The 22,767-nt window shown below is 67.0% G+C and carries 22 protein-coding genes and 1 riboswitch; of the genes, 11 read left to right on the forward strand and 11 right to left on the reverse strand.

Going from position 1 to position 22,767, the window contains the following annotated elements; all coding sequences use genetic code 11:
* Nucleotides 1–70: 70 nt before the first annotated feature.
* From DXK94_RS01635 to mnhG, 6 genes are read left to right on the forward strand one after another with little or no spacing between them, the layout of a single operon-like run.
* The gene (locus tag DXK94_RS01635; RefSeq protein ID WP_115523547.1) at nucleotides 71–3,085 is read left to right on the forward strand and encodes a Na+/H+ antiporter subunit A; all 3,015 of its coding nucleotides are present in this window, start codon (nucleotides 71–73) and stop codon (nucleotides 3,083–3,085) included.
* On the forward strand, nucleotides 3,082–3,672 hold the full coding sequence (locus DXK94_RS01640) for a Na(+)/H(+) antiporter subunit C (RefSeq protein WP_079595399.1): 591 nt from the start codon (nucleotides 3,082–3,084) through the stop codon (nucleotides 3,670–3,672). Before DXK94_RS01635 ends, DXK94_RS01640 begins: the two co-directional genes overlap by 4 nt.
* On the forward strand, nucleotides 3,669–5,360 hold the full coding sequence (locus tag DXK94_RS01645) for a Na+/H+ antiporter subunit D (protein WP_079595398.1): 1,692 nt from the start codon (nucleotides 3,669–3,671) through the stop codon (nucleotides 5,358–5,360). The genes DXK94_RS01640 and DXK94_RS01645 overlap by 4 nt, the downstream gene beginning before the upstream one ends.
* Complete coding sequence (locus DXK94_RS01650; protein ID WP_115523548.1) at nucleotides 5,357–5,902, forward strand: Na+/H+ antiporter subunit E; 546 nt, start codon at nucleotides 5,357–5,359, stop codon at nucleotides 5,900–5,902. Before DXK94_RS01645 ends, DXK94_RS01650 begins: the two co-directional genes overlap by 4 nt.
* Nucleotides 5,899–6,177, forward strand: a complete 279-nt coding sequence (locus DXK94_RS01655) for a monovalent cation/H+ antiporter complex subunit F (RefSeq protein ID WP_079595396.1) — start codon at nucleotides 5,899–5,901, stop codon at nucleotides 6,175–6,177. The genes DXK94_RS01650 and DXK94_RS01655 overlap by 4 nt, the downstream gene beginning before the upstream one ends.
* On the forward strand, nucleotides 6,167–6,622 hold the full coding sequence (mnhG, locus tag DXK94_RS01660) for a monovalent cation/H(+) antiporter subunit G (protein WP_115523549.1): 456 nt from the start codon (nucleotides 6,167–6,169) through the stop codon (nucleotides 6,620–6,622). Before DXK94_RS01655 ends, mnhG begins: the two co-directional genes overlap by 11 nt.
* Before the next feature lie 39 nt (nucleotides 6,623–6,661).
* Here mnhG and DXK94_RS01665 read toward each other — a convergent pair whose 3' ends face one another.
* The 8 genes from DXK94_RS01665 to DXK94_RS01700 form a co-directional block, all read right to left on the reverse strand.
* On the reverse strand, nucleotides 6,662–6,925 hold the full coding sequence (locus DXK94_RS01665) for a DUF4235 domain-containing protein (RefSeq protein WP_079595394.1): 264 nt from the start codon (nucleotides 6,923–6,925) through the stop codon (nucleotides 6,662–6,664).
* A 77-nt stretch (nucleotides 6,926–7,002) separates the two neighbouring features.
* On the reverse strand, nucleotides 7,003–9,069 hold the full coding sequence (locus tag DXK94_RS01670) for a hypothetical protein (RefSeq protein ID WP_395928110.1): 2,067 nt from the start codon (nucleotides 9,067–9,069) through the stop codon (nucleotides 7,003–7,005).
* Nucleotides 9,070–9,308: 239 nt separating this feature from the next.
* On the reverse strand, nucleotides 9,309–9,524 hold the full coding sequence (locus DXK94_RS01675; RefSeq protein ID WP_115523551.1) for a CDGSH iron-sulfur domain-containing protein: 216 nt from the start codon (nucleotides 9,522–9,524) through the stop codon (nucleotides 9,309–9,311).
* Nucleotides 9,521–10,597, reverse strand: a complete 1,077-nt coding sequence (locus DXK94_RS01680; RefSeq protein WP_258868398.1) for a glycosyltransferase family 2 protein — start codon at nucleotides 10,595–10,597, stop codon at nucleotides 9,521–9,523. The genes DXK94_RS01675 and DXK94_RS01680 overlap by 4 nt, the downstream gene beginning before the upstream one ends.
* Nucleotides 10,594–11,649: an iron-containing redox enzyme family protein gene (locus DXK94_RS01685; protein WP_115523552.1), complete on the reverse strand. Its 1,056-nt coding sequence runs from the start codon at nucleotides 11,647–11,649 to the stop codon at nucleotides 10,594–10,596. The genes DXK94_RS01680 and DXK94_RS01685 overlap by 4 nt, the downstream gene beginning before the upstream one ends.
* A 67-nt stretch (nucleotides 11,650–11,716) precedes the next feature.
* Complete coding sequence (locus DXK94_RS01690; protein WP_115523553.1) at nucleotides 11,717–12,172, reverse strand: DUF4383 domain-containing protein; 456 nt, start codon at nucleotides 12,170–12,172, stop codon at nucleotides 11,717–11,719.
* Between the two features lie 116 nt (nucleotides 12,173–12,288).
* The gene (locus DXK94_RS01695; RefSeq protein WP_115523554.1) at nucleotides 12,289–12,495 is read right to left on the reverse strand and encodes a hypothetical protein; all 207 of its coding nucleotides are present in this window, start codon (nucleotides 12,493–12,495) and stop codon (nucleotides 12,289–12,291) included.
* On the reverse strand, nucleotides 12,492–13,043 hold the full coding sequence (locus tag DXK94_RS01700; protein WP_079595387.1) for a heme-degrading domain-containing protein: 552 nt from the start codon (nucleotides 13,041–13,043) through the stop codon (nucleotides 12,492–12,494). The genes DXK94_RS01695 and DXK94_RS01700 overlap by 4 nt, the downstream gene beginning before the upstream one ends.
* An 86-nt stretch (nucleotides 13,044–13,129) precedes the next feature.
* Nucleotides 13,130–13,269: riboswitch (TPP riboswitch) on the forward strand.
* Between the two features lie 57 nt (nucleotides 13,270–13,326).
* Between DXK94_RS01700 and DXK94_RS01705 the strand changes: the two genes are divergently transcribed.
* The 3 genes from DXK94_RS01705 to DXK94_RS01715 are packed head-to-tail and all read left to right on the forward strand — an operon-like array spanning nucleotide 13,327 to nucleotide 16,300.
* Nucleotides 13,327–13,950 (forward strand): ECF transporter S component, encoded by a 624-nt coding sequence (locus tag DXK94_RS01705; RefSeq protein ID WP_115523555.1) that lies wholly within the window; start codon nucleotides 13,327–13,329, stop codon nucleotides 13,948–13,950.
* The gene (locus DXK94_RS01710; protein WP_115523556.1) at nucleotides 13,950–15,503 is read left to right on the forward strand and encodes an ABC transporter ATP-binding protein; all 1,554 of its coding nucleotides are present in this window, start codon (nucleotides 13,950–13,952) and stop codon (nucleotides 15,501–15,503) included. Before DXK94_RS01705 ends, DXK94_RS01710 begins: the two co-directional genes overlap by 1 nt.
* On the forward strand, nucleotides 15,500–16,300 hold the full coding sequence (locus DXK94_RS01715) for an energy-coupling factor transporter transmembrane protein EcfT (RefSeq protein ID WP_115523557.1): 801 nt from the start codon (nucleotides 15,500–15,502) through the stop codon (nucleotides 16,298–16,300). Before DXK94_RS01710 ends, DXK94_RS01715 begins: the two co-directional genes overlap by 4 nt.
* Here DXK94_RS01715 and DXK94_RS01720 read toward each other — a convergent pair.
* Nucleotides 16,297–17,130, reverse strand: a complete 834-nt coding sequence (locus tag DXK94_RS01720; protein ID WP_115523558.1) for a hypothetical protein — start codon at nucleotides 17,128–17,130, stop codon at nucleotides 16,297–16,299. The genes DXK94_RS01715 and DXK94_RS01720 overlap by 4 nt on opposite strands.
* A gap of 177 nt (nucleotides 17,131–17,307) precedes the next feature.
* Between DXK94_RS01720 and DXK94_RS01725 the strand changes: the two genes are divergently transcribed.
* Both DXK94_RS01725 and DXK94_RS01730 read left to right on the forward strand, forming a co-directional pair.
* Nucleotides 17,308–18,831, forward strand: coding sequence for a UDP-N-acetylglucosamine 1-carboxyvinyltransferase (locus tag DXK94_RS01725; protein WP_115523559.1), 1,524 nt, complete (start codon nucleotides 17,308–17,310; stop codon nucleotides 18,829–18,831).
* Between the two features lie 67 nt (nucleotides 18,832–18,898).
* Nucleotides 18,899–20,128 carry a glutamate--cysteine ligase gene (locus tag DXK94_RS01730; protein WP_115523560.1) on the forward strand — a complete coding sequence of 410 codons (1,230 nt, stop codon included), beginning with the start codon at nucleotides 18,899–18,901 and terminating at the stop codon, nucleotides 20,126–20,128.
* Here DXK94_RS01730 and DXK94_RS01735 read toward each other — a convergent pair.
* Nucleotides 20,058–20,771, reverse strand: a complete 714-nt coding sequence (locus DXK94_RS01735) for a hypothetical protein (protein WP_181884712.1) — start codon at nucleotides 20,769–20,771, stop codon at nucleotides 20,058–20,060. The two genes, DXK94_RS01730 and DXK94_RS01735, sit on opposite strands and share 71 nt — an antisense overlap.
* A 69-nt stretch (nucleotides 20,772–20,840) precedes the next feature.
* Complete coding sequence (locus DXK94_RS01740; protein ID WP_115523561.1) at nucleotides 20,841–22,679, reverse strand: HNH endonuclease signature motif containing protein; 1,839 nt, start codon at nucleotides 22,677–22,679, stop codon at nucleotides 20,841–20,843.
* Between the last annotated feature and the right edge of the window lie 88 nt (nucleotides 22,680–22,767).

Raw genomic sequence — 22,767 nt, forward strand, 5'->3', positions numbered from 1 at the left:
TCCCGAACCTTACTTTTTGCCGCCTGCTCCAACTTTTGACAATCGAATCCCTGACGTTGCGGAGATACCAGTGATCACAGTCCTTGCCGTGCACTTTACGGTGGCTGTGCTGGCGCCCTTACTGTTCAGGACGTGGGGCCGCAACGCGTTTTACGCACTGGCAGCGGTGCCGGCCGCCTCCTTCGCCTGGCTCCTCTTCCAGCACACCCCGGTCTACTCGGCCCAGGGGGCAGTTGCGGAGGTCATTCCCTGGATTCCCGGCCTCCACCTGGAGCTTGCCTTCCGCATGGATGCGCTGGCGTGGGTGATGTCCCTCCTGGTGCTGGGCGTCGGCTCCCTGGTGCTGGTCTACTGTGCACGGTACTTCAAGGCAGGCGACCAGGACCTGGGCGCCTTCGGGGCGCAGCTCCTGGCTTTCGCGGGTGCCATGTTCGGCCTGGTGGTGGCCGATGACCTCCTGCTCCTTTTCATCTTCTGGGAACTGACCACCATCCTGTCCTACCTGCTCATCGGCTACGCCCGGACCAGGCTGGCAGCCCGGCGCTCGGCGCTGCAGGCACTGATGGTCACCACCGCAGGCGGCCTGGCCATGCTCGTGGGCCTGATCATGCTGGGCCACGCCGCCGGAACCTACCGTATCTCCGTCATCCTTGAACAGGCACCCGCGCTGGTTGGCGGTGCATCCGGCACCATGGTGAGTGCCGCCGTCGTGCTCATCCTGGTTGGTGCGATCACCAAATCAGCGCTGGTCCCGTTCCACTTCTGGCTGCCGGGCGCCATGGCTGCGCCCACCCCGGTGAGCGCCTACCTGCACGCCGCCGCGATGGTCAAGGCCGGCATCTATCTGGTGGCCAGGCTGGCGCCGGGCTTTTCCGAGACCGCGTACTGGCAGCCTGTGGTCCTGGGCCTGGGGCTGGCCACCATGCTGGTTGGCGGCTACCGGGCGCTGCGGCAGACGGACATCAAACTCATCCTGGCTTACGGCACGGTGAGCCAGCTGGGCTTCCTCACCATGGTGGTGGGGCTGGGCACGCCTGACGCGGCGCTCGCCGGCCTCGCGATGCTCCTGGCGCACGGGCTGTTCAAAGCAACCCTGTTCCTGGTGGTGGGCATCATCGACCACCAGTCCGGAACCCGCGACTTCCGCAAGCTCTCCGGAGTCTTCCGCTCCTCCCGCGCCCTGGGCATTGTGGCCGGCATCGGTGCCGCATCCATGGCGGGGTTTCCGCTGCTTGCCGGCTTCGTCGCCAAGGAATCCGTGCTGGAAGCCTTTGTGCACCATGCCGCGGATCCCGGCGCAGGGCCGTGGGGAACGGTCGTCCTGGCCGGCCTGGTCCTGGGGTCCGTCCTTACCTTCGCCTACAGCGCCCGCTTCATGTGGGGTGCCTTTGCCGCCAAGCCCGGCGTGGAGCCTACTCCGTTCAAGGCCATCAAGCCTTCCTTCCTCGCCGCGCCCGCCATCCTCAGCATCCTCACCATTGCCTACGGCGTGTGGCCTGTCCCCGTGGATGCCTGGATCCAGCCGTACGCGGCGCTGTTTGCCTCCACCGCGTCCGACGCCGGGACGCCGGCTGAACAGGCAGGGCACCTTGCGCTGTGGCACGGTTTCACGCCGGCGCTTGGCCTGACTGCCGTCACGTTCGCCCTGGGGCTTGCCATGTACTTTGGCCGGAACGCGGTGGCCCGGCTGCAGTCCTTGGTGCCGCCGTGGGTGGACGCCGACCGCGCCTACCAGCTGACCATCGGCGCGCTGGACGACGTCGCCGTCTGGGTTACCGGGCGTACCCAGCGCGGTTCGCTGTACTACTACCTGGCCGTCATCCTCAGCGTCGCCTTCGTGCTGCCCCTGGCGGTGATCCTGCTCGCCGGAAAGCCGCTGCCCGAGGGCATCTACCTGGTGGATCCGGGCTCCCCGCTCCAGCTTGTGGTGGGGGCCGGGATCGTGATCGGCGCCCTGGCAGCCGTGAAGGCAAACAAGCGCTTCCTGGCCGTCCTGATGGTCTCCGTCACCGGTTACGGCATCGCGCTGATGTTCGCCCTCCAGGGTGCCCCTGACCTCGCCCTGACCCAGATGCTGGTGGAAACCATCATCCTGGTGGCGTTCGTCCTGGCGATGCGAAGCCTGCCTGCCGAGCTCCGCGACCGCACCGGCGGGAAATACCGGGTGGTGCGCGTAATCATCGGCCTGGGCTTCGGCGTCACTATGGTGTTCGCCGCGATCTTCGCCATGGGTGCACGGATCGCCACCCCCGTGTCGCTGGAGTTCCCGCTCCTGGCCTACGAGGGCGGCGGCGGACTGAACATCGTCAACGTGACGCTGGTGGACATCCGTGCCTGGGACACCTTCGGCGAAATTACCGTCCTTGCCCTGGCCGCCACCGGAGTGGCCAGCCTCATTTTTGTTCGCGGCCGCGGCGACCGGATCCGGACCTCCGCCAGCATCGCCGAGGGCACGGTGGGCCGGCACCACGGGGTGGACCCCGGTTCCCGCGACGGCGCCGCTTTGGCCATCAGCCGCAAATTCGCAGCCTCTGCCCGTGACGCCTGGCTGGTTGCCGGACGGACCCTGGCGCCGGAACGCCGCTCCATCATCTTCGAAGTGGTCACCCGGCTGGTTTTCCACTCCCTGGTGATCTTCTCCCTGTACCTCCTGCTGGCCGGGCACAACCTTCCGGGCGGCGGCTTCGCCGGCGGCCTGACAGCCGGCCTGGCCCTGACCATCCGCTACCTGGCCGGCGGCCGGTTCGAACTCCGTGAGGCCACGCCGGTCAGCGCCGGCGCGCTGCTGGGCATCGGCCTGGCCGTGGCCGCAGCCTCCGGCGCGGTGCCCCTGCTCCTGGGCGGCCAGGTGTTCCAGACCGCCATCATCGAGTTCTGGCTGCCGGTGTTCGGAGACATCAAGTTCGTCACGTCCACCATCTTCGACATCGGCGTCTACATCGTGGTGGTGGGCCTGGTGCTGGACGTGCTGCGGAGCCTCGGCGCCGAGATTGATGAACACTTCGAGGAACGGTCCGCGGCACCCGCCGAAGACCAGGAGCCGGACGGCATTCCTGCAGAAACCACCGCAAAGGGCAAAGCATGAGCGTCAACCTGACCCTGCTGATCGTCATGGGGGCCCTGTACGCCTGCGGAATCTACCTGATCCTGGAACGCAGCCTGACCCGTGTCCTGTTGGGCCTGATGCTCCTGGCCAACGCCACCAACCTGCTGATCCTGGCAACGGGCGGCTATGCGGGCCTGGCTCCCCTGTACTCCAAGGACATCGCGGCCGGGGACTATAACGATCCCCTGCCGCAGGCCCTGATCCTGACGTCAATCGTCATCTCCTTCGCGGTGACGGCCTTCATGCTCGGCATCATCTACCGCACCTGGGTGCTGGCCCGCCGCGACGAAATCCAGGATGACGTGGAAGACCTCCGCGTTGCCGAAACCCCCAGCTTCGATGCTGAGGACGATGCCGAGATTCCCGCCGAGACCTCCGAGTTCCCGCTCACCATGCTGGGCGGCAACGGACGCGACATCTCGGACCACAGGCCGTCCGGCGACGGGGGATCTGCCACTGCCACCCTCGTGGCGGGCGGCCGCGAAATGCTTGCCGAACATGCCGCCGCGGAAGAAAAGCCCGGCTCCCAAAACATCGCCCCCGGCCCGGAAGGAGGCGGAAAGTGAACATCGCAAGCTTTGCCCCGCTCGCCGTCGTACTTCCCATCCTGGGCGCTGCCCTCACTTTCCTGCTGATCCGGCATTCCCGCGCGCAGCGGGCGGTCAGCATCGGCCTGCTGTCCCTGACGCTGCTGCTCGAATGCCTCCTGCTGGCCCATGTGTGGACCGCCGGCACGGCGGCAGTGACCATCGGCGGGTGGTTGCCGCCGTGGGGCATCGTGATGGTGGTGGACCAGTTTTCCTCGCTGATGCTGGTGGTTTCGTCGGCGGTGAGCCTGGCCGTGCTGGTGTACGCCACAGGGCAGGGCATGGCCGACGGCGACCATGACGCACCGGTTTCGATCTTCCACCCCACCTACCTGATCCTGGTGGCCGGGGTGTCCAACGCGTTCCTCTCCGGCGACCTCTTCAACCTTTACGTGGGCTTCGAAATCCTGCTGACCGCAAGCTACGTGCTGATGACGCTGGGCGGAACCGGGCCGCGCATCCGCGCCGGCGTCACCTATGTGGTGGTCTCCGTGGTGTCCTCGGTGCTGTTCCTGATCTCCATCGCCATGGTGTACGGCGCAACCGGAACAGTGAACATGGCCGACCTTGCCATCAAGCTGGGCGAACTGGACCAGGGCACCAAAACCCTCCTGCACGTCATGCTGCTGGTCGCGTTCGGCATCAAGGCGGCCGTCTTCCCGCTGTCCTTCTGGCTTCCCGACTCCTATCCCACCGCGCCGGCCCCGGTCACCGCGGTGTTCGCCGGCCTGCTGACCAAGGTGGGCGTCTATGCCATGGTCCGCACGGAAACCCTGCTCTTCCCCGGCGACTCGCTGAACACACCATTGATGGTGGCGGCGCTGCTGACCATGGTGGTGGGAATCCTCGGTGCGCTGGCGCAAAGCGATATCAAGCGTCTTCTCTCTTTCACCCTGGTCAGCCACATCGGGTACATGGTGTTCGGGCTCGCGATGTCCTCCGTGGCGGGGCTGGGCGCTGCCGTGTTCTACGTGGCCCACCACATCACCATCCAGACCAGCCTCTTCCTGGTCACCGGGCTTATCGAACGCCGCGGCGGCAGCTCGTCGGTGGACCGGCTGGGCGGGCTGGCCAAACTCTCGCCCCTCCTGGCGATTCTGTTCTTCATCCCCGGCATGAACCTTGCCGGCATTCCTCCCTTCTCCGGATTCCTGGGCAAGGTGGGGCTCATGCAGGCCGGTGTCGAGCTCGGGACGCCCTTGGCCTACGCCCTGGTCATCGGCGGAGTTCTCACCAGCCTGCTGACCCTGCTGGCAATCGCCAGGGTCTGGAACCGGGCGTTCTGGCGCCGGCCATCTGACGCCGAGCACCCGGACCCGGTGCTGCTGGCGGTTCCCGAAGAAGCGGACCGGGCAGAGGACGCGGTCCAGCGCGCCGGCAGCCGGACCGGCATCATGCTTGCTGCGCGCACCGGCGTCCAGCGGCTCGCCGGCGCCTCGCCGCGCGCCGGGGCCTCCCGTCCCGCCACACTCCTGCCCAGGACCATGGTGGGGTCCACCCTGGGCCTTGTGGCGCTGGGCGTGGCCCTCACCGTTTTCGCGGGGCCCCTGTTCGGACTGTCCGACCGCGCCGCCGCCGACATGCTGGACCGGTCCCCCTACATCCAGGCCGTGATGGGTGAGGACACCGTTGTTCCGGCGGTCAGCACCAGGGGAGGAGGGCAATGAGCCGCCAACGAATTTCACTGCGCCAGGAACTGCCGCTCCTGGTGTGGCTGGTGATCGTCTGGGGCGCCCTCTGGCAGGACTTCAGCCCCGGCAACCTGCTGTTCGGGGCGCTGCTGGCAATAGCAGTGGCCAGGCTGTTCTACCTCCCGCCCGTGGAGCTCAGCGGCCGCTTCAACATCCTGTACGCCATCCCGTTCGCCCTGGTGTTCCTGGCCAAGGTGGTGATCGCCAGTGCCCAGATCCTGTACCTGGCCATCGCCAGGGGACCCGCGGTGACCAATGCTGTGGTGGCAGTAACCCTGCGGAGCCACCAGGACCTGATGGTCACCGCCACCGGGCACGTCATTTCCCTGATTCCCGGGTCCCTGGTGGTGGAGGTGGACCGTTCCACGTCCACCCTGTACCTGCACGCCATCAACATCAGCTCCCCGCAGGACGTGGAAAACCTGCGCAATGAGGTGCGCTCCATCGAGGCCGGCCTGATCCGCATCATGGGCACTGCCGAAGAGCTGGAAGCCGTCCGATCGGAGGCAGCCGCATGATGCAGGCCGTCCTGGCCATCACGGCCGTGATCTTCTCGCTCGCCGCCGGTGGCGCAATCATCCGCATCGCCCGGGGCCCGTCACTGCTTGACCGGGTGCTCGCGGCGGACGTGCTGCTCGCGATCCTGGGCGGGGCGCTGTGCATCGACATGGCCGTGAACCGGCACCTCAACAACCTGATGCTGGTGGTGGCCATTTCGGTCATCGGCTTCATCGGGTCCGTGACGGTGGCCAGGTTCGTGGCAGACCGGAGGGAACAGCCCCATGAACCCTAATGTTGCCAACCCTGATGTGTCCGGCGTGGACGGCTGGATCGACCTGGTTTCCGCCGTCTTTATGGTGGTGGGTGCACTCATGTCCCTGGGCGCTGCGGTCGGCCTGCTGCGCTTCCCGGACCTGCTGAGCCGCATGCACGCCGCCACCAAGCCGCAGGTACTGGGCCTGTTCCTGCTGCTGGCATCGATCGGGCTGCAGATGCGCACCTGGTGGGTATGGCCGGTACTGCTGGTGGCGTGGATTTTCCAGCTCCTCACCGTGCCCGTCTCCGCGCACATGGTGGGCAGGGCCGGTTACCGCACCAAGCACCTCCACCGGGAGCTGCTGACCTCGGACGAGCTGGAAGCCGTCGTCTTGAAGGCAGCTGGCCAAAAGGCAGCCGTGCAAGAAGCCGCCGCCAAAGCCGCCCAGGAGGACGGTTCCGGCGACGGCTCAACGCGCTAAAGCCAGGCACGTGCCTGGCCGCCAAACTAAGTCCTTGGCTTAGACAATGTCCTGGCTCTTGGCAAAGCGGGTGATGGCACGCTGGGTGCCGCGGTTTGCCAGCACCTGGATGATGGTGCTCACGGACGCTGAGATCAGCGCGAACGTCAGGGCCGAGTGGAGGCTCGTGGGGACGTCCTCGTCCTTGCCGGTGGGCGGCTTCCGGCCGGTGGTCTTTTCCCAGATGGCATTGACCAGTTTGGTGCCGACCAGGCCGGCGCCGAGGCTCACACCGGTGCCGAGCAGCTTGATGAAGAGGTTCATTCCTAGTACTCCTTGCGGGCGGAAAACGGGCTGTACCCAGCCTAACCGTCCCTGTGCCGCTATCGGGGCAGGCTGAACTACGGTGCCGGGACCAGTCCTTCCCAGGCAACTGTCCAATCGGCGGGGAACCCCGGGGCGTGCCGGTCCGGTCCGCCATCCCAGCCTGCCGCCATCAGCGCCACGGCCGCGAGCAGCCCGCCGTTGCCGGGCAGGTACAGCGGCAGCGAGTCGGTCTGCCGGTTGTGCCCGTTGGGCAGCACCAGGTTTTTGGGCGCGTCCTGCAGGAGCGCCGCCACGGCGGTCTCCGGGTCCTCCAGCCTGGCCGCGGTCATGGCCATCACCGGGTAGTCCCACCCCCACGTGCTGTCCCAGTCCCAGCCGGCCATCAGGTCTGCCAGGGTGGCCCGCATGATGGCGGGGTCGATAATGTCCGTCTGCGGCAGCACGCCCAGGGCGCAGAGCATGGAGGGATGGTCGGTGCGGATGGTGAAGGGTTCGACGCCGATCGCCGCATAGACGCCGTCCACCACCTTGGGCCGGACCATGCCGTCGGCCACGGCAAGCCATGTATCCCGGGGCGGCAACCCCAGGCGTTTCCGCCACTTGCAGGCGACACGCAGCGCCCACTGCCAGTAGGCGAGCTCGAAGGTTGGGTTGCTGACCGTGCCCCTGATCGATTCGTAGCTTTCCTGGGCCGGAACCAGAGGCGGGCCCAATTCGAATCCGCGGGCGGTGGGGTGCGCGAAACTGGCCATGAAATCCGCGCTCTCGAACACGATCTCCGCGAACTCCTCCAGCAGTTCACGCGAGGGTTCGGCCCGGTACGCGAGTTCGGCGAGGTGGATGGGATGCGGCTGCTGCCAGACCAGGAAAGTGCCGATGGGGCTGGGGCTCTCGCGCCCGTCCGGTCCTGACTGCTTGGGCCAGCGGACGCCGTCGAACCCCTGTGCCTTGGCAGTCTGCCGTGCCGGTTCCAGGATGGAGGCGTACCAGCGCAGCGCCGGGAGCAGGAGCGGAGTGCGGTTCCAGGCGGCGAAGTGGGCAGCGTGCCACCAGTGCATCTCGAGGTGGAACCGCCCGCGCCAGGAGTTGCAGACCAGCCCGGTCTCCTGGGGCGGCAGGGACCCGGAGCAGTTGATGGCGGTGAGGTACTGCGAGAGGACCACCCGGCGTTCGAGTTCCTTCGCGCGTGGGTCTTCCGTCGCGGAGAGTTCGACGGCGGCGCCTGACGTCCAGAAGTCCGGCCAGGCGGTGCGGGACGCCTCGATCACCGCAGTACCCGGTTCAGGTGCCTGATCCTTGCCGGTGGCACTGGCACTGGCACTGGCACTGGCGAAGCCGATGCCTCCCGATCCGCGCAGCAGGCAGTCGCCCTGGCCGGTGCTGATGAAGTGCACGCTGAAGTCCAGGACCTCCGCGCCGTTGGCTGCCCTAAGGATCACCCCGTGCCGGCTGGTTTGTTCCAGTTCCAGCCCGGCGCCGGCAACGGTGACCTGGTATCCGGAATTGTCCAGGTAACGGGAGATCAGCCACTCCCGTCCCTTGCCGATAGCAGGCACCTCTTCCACCCGGGTGCTGTGGGCCTCGGGACGGGTCCAGTCCGCGGCGTTATGCCAGGCCTCGGAGCCGTAAGGGAACGACAGGGAGATGGCCAGGCCCTGCTGCAGCGCGGTGGATTCAATGCGGAAGCCGAGTTCGTCGCGGTGCGGATGGCACGCGGTGGTGACCCCGACGGGCTGGCCGTGCAGGGTGAAGCGGCTGGTGGCCGTGCCGGTCCACAGGTCCAGCACCTGCCGCGGGTGGGCAACGTCTTCCGGGGCCAGCCCCGGGCTGTCCCGTCCCGGCAGGGCGAAGGCGATCCGGCCCAGGTCCAGCCGGTGCGGGTTGGCCCGCAACCAGGTTTCAGCGCGGGAGGACTCCGTTTCGCGGCCGTCCACGAGCCCGCCCGCCATGTCCACGTACGGGACCGGGCCGCGGGGAGAGTCGTAGAGGACGGTGGAACCGGCCAGGGTGTAATCCTGCTCCGGAGGGATGGAATGCCAGCCCCACTGCGCCTGCGTTCCGAGCAGGGTGCCGGCCGGCAGCTCGCCGCGGGCGCCCACCGGGTATTCCGCCGGAAGGGACTGCAGGCCGGTGAGGTCCATCGTGAAGCAGAATTCCCCGTTCCCCACCGACACCGGACTCCGGGGGTCGAGGCTGTCCTGTTCCACTGCGTGGCGGCGGACCAGGGCCTTGCGGTCGATGGCTGTCGGCCGGCTGTACACAGCGCTGGCCCTCCTCGGTCAGAAAACGCTTTCCAAGGTCCCATCCTTGTTGGCACACCTCCGGCTGTCAACCGGCCCGGACCTGTCGGCCGGCCGGCAGGCGCGGGCGCAGGAGGTGCTCAGGAGGCGGGCGGCTCCGTGCGGAACTTGATCATCTTGTGGGTCCCGTCGCAGTACGGCTTGATGGCCGAGGCCCCGCACCGGCACAGAGCCACCGTTTTCCGGTCGCGCGGCACGGGGACGCCCGACGGCGTGACGATCTCAAAGTCACCCCTGATGATCAACGGTCCGTCGGGGCAGACCACAATGGAGCTCTCGGCCGGTTCCTGGTTCATATCCGCTCCTTCGTAGCTGCTGCTGTTCTGGTTGTTTGTTGCTGCCGGAATGCATGCAGCTTGCCTTGATGGCGGCGCCTAAGCTCAGCTTCGGTGTGGGCCGCCGTCCGTAGCCTCGCGCCCGCGTACGGCACGCCGCCGGCCAGTCGAAAAGCCACTGCCCACCAGATGCAGACGGCCCGTTCCATGGCCCAGAGCGGCGCGAACCACACGGCGCGCAATGGAAAGACGTCCGTTCCGTTGAGCCGCCGCCGTCCGATCCCTGCTACGGCCGTCGCGGCGGCCACCAGTGACAGGAAAACCGTGAGGCGCGCCCTTCTGGGGAGAAGGGTGCCCCCGAGGATGGCCGGGAGCAGGGCAAGTTCCGCGGCCAGGCGCCGGGGCTGCGCGAAGTCGTCGTACGCCTGCCGGACGCGCTGCTTCAGGAAATGCCTGGCGCGGGGCGGCCGGCGCGCCACGAACAGGTCCGGAACGATCTTTTCCCGTCCGCCTGCGGCTGTCACCGTCCGGATCAGCTCAAGGTTTTCGAACAGGACGGGTTCGTAGCCGTCCGTGGCCAGCAGGGCGCTTCGGCGCAGGGCCAGCGTGCCGGGAAAGTCGGCGGACCAGGCCCGGTTGATCAGCGTCCGGGACGTGTCCCAGCACGCGTGCCAGGGCAGGGGGTCGAAATAGTTTTGCGGGCGCACCACGTCCGCCGTCCCCAGGTGACCCACGACGGCGGCGAGGGACGCGCGCGTGTACCGGACGTCGTCGTCGGCGATCACCAGAATCTCTGCCGTGGCGGCGCGGATGCCTGTCATCACCCCTGCCACCTTGCCGTTGCCGTGCTGCCCGCCGTCATTTCCCGGTCCCGCCGGGTGATCGGGGCGGATGTGGCGGACCTCCGGCGGGAACTGCTCCCGGTGGCGGGCGAACAGGTCCGGGGCTGAACCGTCCACCACAATGACCGGTATCCAGGTGGCCAGGCGTTGCAGGTAGGCCACCAGGTCAGGAAGGCCGGAGTCGTCGGCCCAGCGCAGGGGAAGGATGTACTCGGCCGCGTCGAGGCCTTGCTCCATGGCCCGGGACGTCATGCTGCCGCCGGCACTGCCGCCCTGAGCGAAGACCGGCCATGTTCCCAGGACGCCAAAAGGTGGGCGGACAGCCTGGTGTCGATCGCCATCACCGCCGTGGCGCCGAAAATGACGTCATCCAGCAACCCGGGCTCGGCCTCCACGAGGCCGCCTGCCAGGTCCCGGCCGGCGATCTGCTCGTGCACGGCATCTGCCTCCACGTGCTCGTCGAAATAGTGGGTGACGTCCGCATCAAAGCCGTGCCGGCGGAAGCCGTTGCCGTACAGGCGGTTGGGCTGGGAGGACGTCATTTCATAGATGGCGAGGTGCCCGGTGATGGCGCCGCGGAGCCGCCGGTTCAGTCCGCAGAGGGACATCAGGTTCACGGCGGCCAGGGAGATGGCCGGGACGGCGTTCACGTACGCACCGTAGTGGTCGTCCATCCCCAGGCCGCGCATGGTCCGGGCGAACAGTGCGCTGTGCATCCGGTCCGGCCGGCCGCCGCCATACTCGTCTGCCTGGATTTCCACCAGGGCGGCTTTCGCCCGGCCGCTCAGCCGTGGAATGGCCCAGGTGTGCGGATCCGCTTCCTTGAGCTGGTAGATGGATTTGTGGATCAGGAACTCTTTGAGCTGCCCGAGGCTTGCCTTCTTTGCCACGAACCGGGAGACGCTGGGGCCGGTGTCGCGGGCCGCCAGGCCGAACAGGACGTCGGCAACTGCGTCGCTGGTCAGGTCGGAGCCGGCCGGAAGGTCCAGATCCCCGCCGGCCTCCCGGGCGGCGAGGCGCAGGGCTTCCTCGAAGGGCTTCTCCAGCATTTGCCGCACCTGGATCAGGCCGGGCTCCCACTCCCACTCGTCCGGCACACCTTCCAGGCCGGAGTAATGCAGCTCGTAGAGGCAGAAGAGGGCCAGCTGGACATCATCGTCGCCGATGATGTCCGTGACCCCGGCCAGCTTCCCGCCGACCAGCCTGCGCAGCCCGGAAAGGGACTCGCCGGCGCTGCAGGGGTGTCCTGCCAAAACCCCCAACAGGGCGCTGCTGATGGGGCCTCTCGGTTCCGGAAGTTTCATGGTGCTCCTTGGGTTCGGGCGGTGTGCCGGTGCGGTGCCGTCTGCAGTGACGGCCCGTCAAGAAAGGTCAGTTGCCGCGGCCGGCGGCGGGAGTGCGCGGGGACAGCATGATGGCCAGGGCAATCATGGCCAGGCCCAGGACGAGGTGCAGCCAGTTGTCCGCACCGTTCTCCGGGATGAAGTTTGCCGGCGTGTTGTCTCCTATGAGGAGGCCATACAGCCAGAGCACCAGGTAGATGACCCCGCCGTACGTGAAGAAGTTCCTGGCCTGGCGGTGGGTCCGCGCCATGAGCAGGCCGGCGGCGCCGAAGAGGCAGTGGACAAGGTTGTGGAGAATGGATACCTGGAACACACCCAGCAGCAGCGCCCCTGAACCGGGCCCTGCGAAACCGAGGGAATCATAGTTTTGGGTAACTCCGGGGACGAATCCCAGGATGCCAACGAGCAGGAATACGACGCCGGCGGCAACGGCAGACCACTGCAGGGCGGTTCGGACGCCCGGTGGGCGGGTGCTGACTGCCATGTCCTGTACTCCTCTCACGCCTGAAACAATATAGTAAGCATGATTACTAATAAAAGCTAAGCAGGCTTTGTTTCTGCGTTGAGGGATGCGGAAACATTCCCCGTTCCGGCCTTTTCTTACGCCGGACCGGTCCAGGTGTAGGGGTTGGGGTGCTGCCCGCCGCTGCGGCCCTGCTCGTACCCCTGTTGCCAGGCCTTGCCGACGGCGGACACCAGTTCGGCCAGCAGCGGATAGTAGGGATGGTCCGGGCCGATGAAGATCATCTCGTCCTCGGCTTTGTCCAGTGCCGCCCGGACGGCATTGTCAGCGGCCCTGCCGGTCATGCCGGGCCGTCTGCCCCTGCCGGGCGCAGCACCTCACGCATGGCCTCCACCACCAGGTCATGGTCCTGCATCTGCGGGAGCCCGGAAACGGTGACGGTGGCCACCGCGCCCACACCGGAGACATAGACCGGGAAGGACCCGCCGTGCGCGGCGTACAGGGTTTGGTCGAACCAGCCCTGGTCCTCGATCCGGCCGCCCCGGAGCCGGCCGCGAAGCCCCACCAGCAGCGAGGGAACCTCATACCGGGCGGCGGTGCGCTGCTTCGCCCGGATCCAGTGTTCGTTGTCCGGGGTGGCGCCGGGCAGGGCCACATGGAACAGGACCTGATCGCCCTTGGTGATGTCGATCGCGATGGGCAGGCCACGCTCCTTCCCCAGTTCCACAAGGAGAAGTCCAAGGTTCAGCGAGTCGTCCAGGGAGAAGCCGGGGAACTGGAGCTCATGGATCTCCCCCTCGATGCGGCCGATGAGGGCCTGCAGCGATCCTTCCGGCTGCGCGGCGTCAGAGTCCGGATCGAAGTCGGTCACATGCGGCTGATTAGCAGTCATGGCCCACAATCTACCCCTGTCCCGGTGTAAACTGGACTCCGCCCAGCAGGGCAGTTCTACCCAAGCATCATTCCATTCAGAGCATTACCTAACGACAGGGGAGCGCCGCCGTCGGGCACTGGCCAAAGGCCGGGAACCGGAGGTGGGCGCTGAGAGTGCGGACAGCCGCAGACCCTCGAACCTGATCCGGTTAGTACCGGCGCAAGGGAGTCGAGTTCTCGAAGTCCGGCAACGGCAGTAGCCGCTTGCCGTGCTTTCCCCTCCTGTTTCCCAGGAGGATCACATGAGCACTGCAGCAATCAAGAAGACCACCAGCAAGTCCTGGCGCGTCGTGGACATCGTGGTGGCAGCCCTGATCGCCATCGCCGGCGGCGTCATCTTCTGGGCCTGGTCCCAGGGTGCGGCCGCGGTTTCCGCGCCGATGAACGCCGTTTACCCGCCCCTGACCGGCCTGATCGCCGGCGGCTGGATGATCCCGGCGGTGCTGGGCATGCTCATCATCCGCAAGCCCGGCGCGGCATTGTTCTGCGAAACCGTCGCGGCCACCGGTGAGCTCCTGATGGGATCGCAGTATGGCGCCTCCGTGCTGTTCTCCGGCTTCGTCCAGGGCCTCGGCGCGGAGATCATCTTCGCCATCTTCGTGTACAAAAAGTTCAACCTGCCCGTTTCCCTGCTGGCCGGCGCGGCGGCGGGCCTCTTCTGCGGCCTGAATGACTCCTTCGCGCCGTGGGGCTGGAACATCGCCTACTCGGGCGGCGACAAGCTGGCCTACATCATCTTCACCGCGATTTCCGGAGCGGTCATCGCCGGTGCATTGTCCTGGATCGCCACCCGGGGACTGGCGAAGACCGGGGTGCTGAGCTCCTTCGCCTCGCGCAGGGCCGCCACGGAGCCCGTCCTCTCCTGATGCAGGCACCTTCGCACCAGGCCGGGCCCGGAGCTGTGCGGCCGGCGGCCGTCACGGCCCGCGGCTGGGGGTGGCGGCATGCCGGCCGCCCCAAGCCCGCGGTCCACGGCCTTGACCTCGACATCGCGCCGGGGGAGCGGGTGCTCCTGCTCGGCCCTTCCGGTGCCGGCAAATCCACCCTCCTGCATGCCCTTGCCGGGGTTCTGGGCGACGCGAACGACGACGGCGAGGCGGGCGATTCGGACGAGTCAGGTTCGCTGCTCGTCGACGGCGCGTCCCCCCGCGGGCAGCGCGGCCATGCCGGGCTGATGCAGCAGGACCCCGAAACACAGGTGGTCCTCTCCCGCGTGGGCGACGACGTCGCCTTCGGCGCCGAAAACCTTGCCGTGCCCCGTGATGCCATCTGGACCCGCGTGCACGAGGCGCTTGACGACGTCGGCCTGTCCCACCTGCCGCTGGACCATCCGACGTCGGCCCTGTCCGGCGGCCAAAAGCAGCGCCTCGCGCTGGCGGGCATCCTTGCGATGCGGCCCGGGCTGATCCTTTTGGATGAGCCCACCGCCAACCTGGACCCGGCGGGTGTGCTGGAGGTCCGCGACGCCGTGGCCCGGTGCCTGGACAAGACCGGCGCAACGCTGGTGGTGGTGGAGCACCGGGTGTCGGTCTGGAAGGACCTGGTGGACCGGATTGTGGTCCTGCAGCCCGGCTCGGCCTCTGATCCTGCGGTACTGCTGGACGGCCCTCCGGACCAGGTGCTGAGTGACGCGCGGACCATGCTGATGGCCGCCGGGGTATGGGTGCCCGGTTATGTGCCCGCCACCCGTGCCCGTGCTGCCGTGCCGGCCGCGGGGACGGGAAATCTCCTGCTCGCCGCCGAAAAGCTGGCAGTGTCCCGGGAACGTCCGCGCCGCAGCGGGTTCCGCAGGATCCCGCCAGTCCCGGTGCAGGAAGACATCACCGCGCAGGTGCGGGCCGGCCGGGCGCTGGCAGTGGTGGGCTCCAACGGTGCGGGAAAATCCACGTTCGCCCTGACCCTCGCGGGGCTCCTGGAGCCGGTTGCCGGCAAGGTTTCCGCCACCACCGACTTGAGCCGGGGAGCCGGAATCGACCCCTACAAGTGGAAAGCCGAGCAGCTGATCGAGCGGGTGGGGACGGTGTTCCAGGAACCCGAGCACCAGTTCGTTACCGGCAATGTGCTCGATGAACTGCTGTTCGGGCCCCGGCACCTGGGGCACGGCGAGGATCGCGTTGACGAACTGCTGGAACGGCTGCGGCTCACCGCGCTGGTGGACGCCAACCCGTACACACTTTCCGGCGGGGAGAAGCGGCGGCTCTCCGTGGCTACGGTCCTTGCAGCGAGCCCGCAGGTCCTGGTGCTGGACGAGCCGACGTTCGGCCAGGACGCCAACACGTGGGCGGAACTGGCGTCCTTCCTCTCCGAACTCCTGGACGCGGGCACCGCAGTGGTGACGGTGACCCACGATGCCGAGTTCACCGCCGCGCTGGGCGGGACGGAGTTGCGGATGGCTGCAGCGGAACGGGTGGCACCATGAGGCAGCAGCTGAACCTGCGTGGCAACCATGCCCTCCTCACCCGTGCCAATCCGCTCAGCAAAGTGGCCGCCGTCGTCCTCATCACGGTGGTGCTGGCACTGTCCATCGACTGGGTCTCGGCCTCGGTGGCGCTGTTTTTTGAGTTCCTGCTGTTTCCGCTTGCCGGCCTGACCCTGACGCTGCTGTGGCAGCGTGGCTGGCCGCTCATTCTCGCCGCTGCCGTGGGCGGCTGGAGCACCTCCATCCTTGCCGCGGACAGCGGACGGACCCTGATCGACGTCGGCATCTGGACCATGAGCGAGGGTTCCCTGGAGACGGGAATCGGGTTCATGCTGCGGGGCCTGGCCATTGCCCTGCCGGCGGTGCTGCTCATGAGCTGCACGGATCCAACCGACCTCGCGGATGCACTGGCGCAGAAGGCCCGGTTGCCCCACCGTTTTGTGCTGGGCACGCTGGCCGCGATGCGGCTGGTGGGCCTGATGGCTGAGGAATGGCAGACCATCGGCATGGCGCGCCGGGCGCGGGGCGTGGGCTCGCGGGGCACAATTGTGCAGCGCGTGAAAGCGACGCTGGGGCAGAGCTTCGGCCTCCTGGTGCAGGCGATCCGTCGCGCGTCAAGGCTGGCTGTCACCATGGAAGCGCGGGGCTTCGGCGGCGGAAGCCGGACGTGGGCCCGCAAGTCCACCTACAGTCTCCTGGACGCCTGGGTGCTGGCGGGAGGCCTGCTCGTGGCGGGCCTGGCCGTTGCCGCGGCTCTCTCTGCGGGAACGTGGAACATGGTGTGGCTGGGAAGCTAGGGTTCCTGCTTGCAGGGATGGTTGTAGTCGAAGCCCCGCGCCACGAACTGCGTCAGGACCACCGTGCCGCCGCCCGTTAGCGGAGCCTTTGAGCAAGCGCCTGCCGCCCGGTAGGCGTTGCGGGAGCCCGCCAGCCAGCTCGGCAGCGGGTAGAGGTTGCTGGAGCTGCTGACGCTGCCCACGATCCGGCCCCACTGCAATCCGGTGGAGTAGAGGCCCACGCCTTCCACCCCAATGCTGTGGAAGAAGTCCGTCATGCCTTCCAGGACAGCCCGGTTGGCGTCCTTGTCGCTGGACCAGGTGTTTTCAGTCTCCACGTCCAGCCACCAGACATAGTCCGCCGGGTTGCTGATTCCGCGGATGTAGGCGTCGTCGTAGGCTTTGGCATAGCCGTACATGTAGGCGCAGGCCGTGCCGTAGTCCCCTTCTTCGCAGGGTCCGTAGGGGTTGTGGACGTGCCGCCCGATGGGGTACTCGTCGCTGACCGGCCACCAGGATCCTGCGCTGCCGGGGTTGGCAGTGTTGACGTACAGCGACACGGCCGGTTGGGTCGGGAGGCCCGGAGACGTCTCTGCCCACTCGAGCTGCTCCTCCAGGCACGGGTTGGTGTTGTTGGCCAGGCCGTTGTTGACGCCCACGATGCCGAAGGCCTGGCCCTTAGGCAGTTCCTTTTTGCACTGCGGCCAGGAGATGTCGTTGCCGAGGAGTGATTGGTTTCCCTCACCCGGTGACGGCGCGGCGGACGCGGGACCTGCAAGAACCAGAATCAGGGCTGCTGCCAGTATCCACGCAAGCCGGATGGCGGGCAGAAGGGCTGGCGTCCGGGGCATGTAGGCTCCGTTAGTTGGTCGAAAAGATAGTTCCCCTCCAGTTTCCTCCGGACTTCGGGGTGGGACAAGGAGCGGGCCGGGCCCATTTCTATCGCATGTAGCGGGTAAGCGGTCTCCGAATCAAGCTGAAACCCCAATATTTCGCCAGCTGTAACTCATGAATGATATATTTGCTCCATGACTCAGGAAACCGCTGAACACGTTGCCGCCATGCTGCGGGACGCCCGCAACGAGAAGGGCTGGACCCAGGGCCAGTTGGCCGCCGAACTCGGAACCAGCCAGAGTGCGGTGGCACGGATGGAGCAGGGGAAGCAGAACCTGAGCCTGAAAATGATCCAGCGCCTGGAAGCCATCTTCGACCGGAGCATCGTCAACGTCGGCAAACCGCAGATGACGCACCTTCGGGTGGAGGGCGGACGGACCCTGTCGGGCGCGGTGGACGTGAACAGCAGCAAGAACGCCGGCGTCGCCCTGCTCTGTGCAAGCCTGATCAACAGGGGAACAACAGTGCTCCGCCGGTTGGCGCGGATCGAGGAAGTCAACAGGATTGTCGAGGTGCTGAGCAGCATCGGCGTGGAGTGCACCTGGCTCAACGACACGGACCTCCGGCTCCGCCGCCCGGCCGTTTTGAACCTGGAAGCCATGGACGTTGACGCCGCGCGCCGGACGCGCAGCGTGATCATGCTGCTGGGTCCGCTGCTGGATGAGTCGGAGGAATACCGGCTTCCCTACGCCGGAGGCTGCGACCTTGGCACGCGTACAGTTGAGCCGCATATGCAGGCACTGCGCCAGTTCGGACTTTCGGTGGAAGCCACCGCCGGCTTCTACACGGTGCAGGCGCCGTCCGCAGACAGGCAGGACCGTTCCTTCGTCCTGACCGAGCGCGGGGATACCGTCACCGAGAACGCCATCATGGCGGCCGCCCACCGCGAGGGCACCACCGTCATCCGTAACGCCAGCCCCAACTACATGGTCCAGGATCTCTGCTTCTACCTGGAGATGCTGGGGGTGACCATTGAGGGCGTGGGCACCACCACCTTGAAGATCACCGGGCGCCCGCAGATTGACGCCGAGATTGAATACTTCCCGTCCGAGGACCCCATTGAGGCCATGAGCCTCATCACCGCCGGCATCGTCACCAACTCCGAGGTCACGGTCCGCCGCGTCCCCATCGAGTTCATGGAGATCGAATTGGCAACGCTTGGCCAGATGGGCCAGCAGCTGGAGATTTCCGGCGAATACATGGCACGCAACGGCCGCACGCGGCTGGTGGACGTCACCACCAAACCGTCGGAGCTTCGAGCACCCGAAGACAAGATCCATCCCATGCCGTTCCCCGGCCTCAACATCGATAACCTGCCCTTCTTCGCCGTCATTGCAGCGAACGCCAGCGGCCAGACCATGATCCACGACTGGGTCTACGAAAACCGGGCCATCTACCTCACCGAGCTCAACCGGCTGGGGGCGCAGGTGCAGCTGCTGGATCCACACCGGATCTACGTCAACGGGCCCACACGGTGGCGTGCAGCGGAAGTGGGCTGCCCGCCGGCGCTGCGGCCTGCCGCCTGCCTGCTGCTGGCGATGCTGGCCGCGCGCGGCGTCTCCGAATTGCGGAACATCTACGTGATCGAACGTGGGTACGAGGACCTGGCAGAGCGGCTGAATACCATCGGCGCCAAAATCGAGTACTTCCAGGACTGAGCTTTCACGGTTCGTCATGAAGGGCCAGGTCCCGTTAAATATCCCGTGACTGCCGCAGAATGTGAGTATGCGTACTTTCGGCGTCGAGGAAGAACTCCTGATCGTTGATCCGGAGACCGGGGAACCGCTTGCCCTGGCCGACGCGCTGCTGTCCGGGCGGCGCATGGCAGCCGATGATTCCCCGCGGGATCCGCACGCCCTCGAGACTGAAGACACCACCGTCTATGACGACGACGAGATGGGCCTGAGTGCCGAGCTTAAGCTTGAGCAGATCGAGACCCAGACCAGGCCGTGCCTGGACTACGGCACCTTGCTTGAACAGATCCGGGCGGGACGGGCACTGGCTGACCAGGCCGCCCGGAAGAACGATGCGCGGGTGGCAGCCCTGGCAACCTCGCCATTGGCTTCGACCACCCACACCACCCCGGATCCGCGCTATGCCAGGATGCTGGAGCGCTTTGGACTCACTGCCCAGGAGCAGCTGACCTGCGGCTTCCACGTCCACACCTACGTGGAGTCGCCCGAGGAGGGTGTTGCGGTGCTGGACCGCATCCGCGACAAACTCGCCGTGCTGACGGCGCTGAGTGCCAACTCGCCGTTCTGGAACGGTCTTCAAACGGGCTTCGAGAGCTACCGCACGCAGGCGTGGAACCGGTGGCCCACGGCCGGTCCTGCAGGTATCTACGGAACCTATCCGGCCTACCGTCGGGTGGTCACGCGGCTGCTGGACAGCGGCGTGATGCTGGATGAAGGGATGCTGTACTTCGACGCCCGGCTCTCACGGAATCACCCCACCGTGGAAGTCCGGGTGGCCGACGTCTGCCTGCGTGCCGAGGATGCTGCCCTCATCGCCCTGCTTGTGCGTGCACTTGTCGAGTCGGCCAGCAGGGAGTGGCATGCCGGCGTCGAGCCGGCCCCCGTACCTACGGTGCTTCTTCGGATGGCGTCGTGGCAGGCGAGCAGCGCCGGGCTCAGCGGTGACCTCCTGGACTTCGGGAACTTCCGGCCAAAGCGTGCGGCCGACGTGGTGCGCTCCCTGGTGGACTACCTCGCTCCGGTTCTGGACGAACAGGGAGAGCTCGGCCTGGTCCGGCAAAGCGTGGAAGACATCATTGCCCGGGGGACCGGAGCAGCCCAACAGCGCCGCGTGCGGGACAAGGTCCTGGCAGGACCACCGCCTGAAGACATGGGCTTCGGCGCAGTGGTCAGGCACGCCGTGAACATCACTATGAGCGGAGCCGCGGATTTACCGGAGGCTGATGCGGTTCCGGAGCTGCTGCGGGTGCGGCAATCCTAGGGGAAGCAGTTTCCGGTCCCGCTGCATAGCGCATCAGCCTGATTCCTGCGGCGAGTTCCACGGCGTAGAAAACAAAAGGCGGGAGGTCTTTGTAGCGCAGGAGCATGGCGGCGAAAAGCGGGGCACTCGCGGCTGCGCCTGTGGCCGTGGGCCCTTTGAGCGGTGAAAGCAGGAGGGCTCCGCCCAGCGCGCCAATGCCGAAGGTCTGCAGGCCCGCATAGCTGAGGAATGGCCAGGCCGGGCCGCGCCGGTAAGCGAAACGTTCGATGTCAGCGGCCCGTCCGGCGAGGGTCACGACGAACATGGGACTGCCCGCCAGGAATGCAGCGGCCGACGCAGTGGCCAGCTTTTGCGCTGGTCCGGGTCCGGCTCCGGAGTCCTTCACCGGGCCGGACTGGTGCTGTTGGGCCCGCCCGAGCTGTTGGGCAAACCTGGCGAAGCCCAGGGGGGCCGCGGCGGTGCCGGCAGCGGCCAGGAACTGGCCCAGAATCCAGAGGCCGCGGTGGCGTTCCAGGGTAGACAGCCTGACGGCAGGGTCATGGATGGCGTGGACATTGCCAACCATGGCGATTCCCAGCCCCCAGCACACGCTCGCAGCGGTGATAACGGCTCCTGCCCGGCGGTACGGTTTCAGCTGGCTCACAACCCGACTCCTTTCACTCCCGCCCTGGCCGTGGAAAGAAGCACTGGTATCGGCCAGATGAGGCCGAAGCTACTCCTTGCTCGATATTGGGTCAACGGTCCTGTGACCTGCCGGCACAGGCACAGGCACCCAGGAGGGTAGGAGTTCCCAGTCTCTGCAGGGGTCCTCAGGCAGGACAACGGGCATGGTGTAGAACTCCTCCCACAGTGGATCGTCGGGTGGCAGTTCGTCGATGTCCAGGAGGTTGTCGCCAGGTGGTTCCTCCAATGGAGGTGCCGGGTACATCAAAACCCGGAGCGGGTCCTCCGGCAGGACAAGGGGCATGGCGTAGAACTCCTCCAACAGTGGATCGTCGGGTGGCAGTTCGTCGATGTCCAGGAAGTTGTCGCCGGATGGTTCCTCTGGTGGAGGTGCCGGATACATCAGATCCCCGAGCGGGGGAAGATCTTTGACCGGCAAGTCCTGCGGAACCCGCGGCTGAGGCATGCCACCCTGCAGGTCGTCGCCCCCTTCCCGCCAGAACCCTTCGGGCCAAAACCCTTCCGGCCATTGTGGTGGTTCCCAGTCCTGGTGTTCGCTCTTATAGCGACGGCCTGATGGTGAGATCCAGCCGGGTGGTTCGTTTTTGGTGGCCGGGGTGGGTGTCCAGCCGCTGGTGTGCCTGAGGCGGTGGTGTTTGCGGCAGGGCTGACCCAGATTGGATATTCCGGTGGTCCCACCGTGATGCCACGCCAGCAAATGGTCTGCTTCGTTGTCCAACGAGTTGTTGGAACAGCCCGGGAACGGGCACTTCCCGTCCCTCAAGCGCAGCCACCGGCGGATGGCCTTGGTGACCCGGTAGCTGGTGCGGCCGATTTCCAGGGGCGCCCCGTCCCGCGGGTCCACCAGCACCCGGTAAAACGAGCCGGCCCCGTCCGCGACCAGCTTCCGGGCCATCGACGCCGGGATGGGTCCGTGGCCGTCGAGCATCGCCGGTTCATCCGTCAGCCCCATGAGCGAGAACACGGGCACCGTCACCAGGACCTCCGCGTGCGGTGCGCGGACCTCCGCAACCGTACCGCCGGAATCCTGCACGGTCTGCCCGTTGCGCCCGTCCTGTCCGTTGCTGAGGACGGCGTCGGCGAAGATGTCGGCGCAGAGCTGGGGCAGGGTGCGGGACTCGTCCGGGCCCTGCAGTCCCCGGGCCAGGGCGGTGGTGCGGTTCCACATCGCCGACGCGGTGTCGGCAGGCAGGTAGGCGTGGAACCAGGCCATCCCGTCCAGGTCCGGACGGTGTTCCACCCGCCGCTCCGCGACACTCCTGGCGTGGCGCTTCTCGAGGGATTCGGGGTGGTGGCGTTCGCGCCAGGTCCGGGCTTTGTGCCGGAACCGGTGCGGCACCAACTCACCCGGCCCCGCACACCCGGTGGCCGGGTTCGGTGCGTCCGGGCCCAGGAAGTGCGCCTCCAGCGCGGCGGCCCCGGCCCGATCCAGGGTGGCGGTTTCCTCCACCATCGCCTTCGCGTGCGCCCACGACAGGCTCCCGTCCTGCAACCCCGCCAGGGTCAACGGCAAAACATTGGCCAGCACCTGCGACTCGTTCAACAGCACACCGGCAGCCCGCGTACCAATGGTGAGCACACCGGCGACTTCGGCGACCATTGACGCTTCCTGCGCCATCGCCCCGCACGGCACCATGGCCCGCGACGCCACAGCCTTGGCAGCTTCTGCATACCCTGCCGCCAGATGCACCTTCAACGCCGCGGTCCCGGCCTCAATCCGGGCGACCCCGGCGAGCCCGTCCAGGCTCCGATCAGCCTGCTCCCGCAACGGATCAAAGCCCTCACCGGTCCCACGCAGCACAGCACCCAGCTCAGCAAGGGACGCCTCAAGGACCTCCAACGCTTCCAATGCCGCCCTGCCCGCCATAGGAAAACTATGACAGGGGGGTCTGACAAAGCATGGGGCAGCCCATCCAGCCCGGTGGTCAGGGTAACCGGTGTCTGGCCGTTAACTG

Source organism: Arthrobacter sp. RT-1, from assembly GCF_003367205.1.
In the GTDB taxonomy this organism is placed as follows: Bacteria; Actinomycetota; Actinomycetes; order Actinomycetales; family Micrococcaceae; genus Arthrobacter.

Coding starts and splice junctions, on each gene's coding strand:
- DXK94_RS01720 (WP_115523558.1), bottom strand. CDS start 17,130: ATGCCCCGGACGCCAGCCCTTCTGCCCGCCATCCGGCTTGCGTGGATA.
- DXK94_RS01650 (WP_115523548.1), top strand. CDS start 5,357: ATGAGCCGCCAACGAATTTCACTGCGCCAGGAACTGCCGCTCCTGGTG.
- DXK94_RS01685 (WP_115523552.1), bottom strand. CDS start 11,649: ATGAAACTTCCGGAACCGAGAGGCCCCATCAGCAGCGCCCTGTTGGGG.
- DXK94_RS01710 (WP_115523556.1), top strand. CDS start 13,950: ATGCAGGCACCTTCGCACCAGGCCGGGCCCGGAGCTGTGCGGCCGGCG.
- DXK94_RS01715 (WP_115523557.1), top strand. CDS start 15,500: ATGAGGCAGCAGCTGAACCTGCGTGGCAACCATGCCCTCCTCACCCGT.
- DXK94_RS01640 (WP_079595399.1), top strand. CDS start 3,082: ATGAGCGTCAACCTGACCCTGCTGATCGTCATGGGGGCCCTGTACGCC.
- DXK94_RS01695 (WP_115523554.1), bottom strand. CDS start 12,495: ATGACCGGCAGGGCCGCTGACAATGCCGTCCGGGCGGCACTGGACAAA.
- DXK94_RS01730 (WP_115523560.1), top strand. CDS start 18,899: ATGCGTACTTTCGGCGTCGAGGAAGAACTCCTGATCGTTGATCCGGAG.
- DXK94_RS01690 (WP_115523553.1), bottom strand. CDS start 12,172: ATGGCAGTCAGCACCCGCCCACCGGGCGTCCGAACCGCCCTGCAGTGG.
- DXK94_RS01680 (WP_258868398.1), bottom strand. CDS start 10,597: ATGACGTCCCGGGCCATGGAGCAAGGCCTCGACGCGGCCGAGTACATC.
- DXK94_RS01740 (WP_115523561.1), bottom strand. CDS start 22,679: ATGGCGGGCAGGGCGGCATTGGAAGCGTTGGAGGTCCTTGAGGCGTCC.
- DXK94_RS01670 (WP_395928110.1), bottom strand. CDS start 9,069: ATGGACCTCACCGGCCTGCAGTCCCTTCCGGCGGAATACCCGGTGGGC.
- DXK94_RS01675 (WP_115523551.1), bottom strand. CDS start 9,524: ATGAACCAGGAACCGGCCGAGAGCTCCATTGTGGTCTGCCCCGACGGA.
- DXK94_RS01665 (WP_079595394.1), bottom strand. CDS start 6,925: ATGAACCTCTTCATCAAGCTGCTCGGCACCGGTGTGAGCCTCGGCGCC.
- DXK94_RS01725 (WP_115523559.1), top strand. CDS start 17,308: ATGACTCAGGAAACCGCTGAACACGTTGCCGCCATGCTGCGGGACGCC.
- DXK94_RS01700 (WP_079595387.1), bottom strand. CDS start 13,043: ATGACTGCTAATCAGCCGCATGTGACCGACTTCGATCCGGACTCTGAC.
- mnhG (WP_115523549.1), top strand. CDS start 6,167: ATGAACCCTAATGTTGCCAACCCTGATGTGTCCGGCGTGGACGGCTGG.
- DXK94_RS01705 (WP_115523555.1), top strand. CDS start 13,327: ATGAGCACTGCAGCAATCAAGAAGACCACCAGCAAGTCCTGGCGCGTC.
- DXK94_RS01655 (WP_079595396.1), top strand. CDS start 5,899: ATGATGCAGGCCGTCCTGGCCATCACGGCCGTGATCTTCTCGCTCGCC.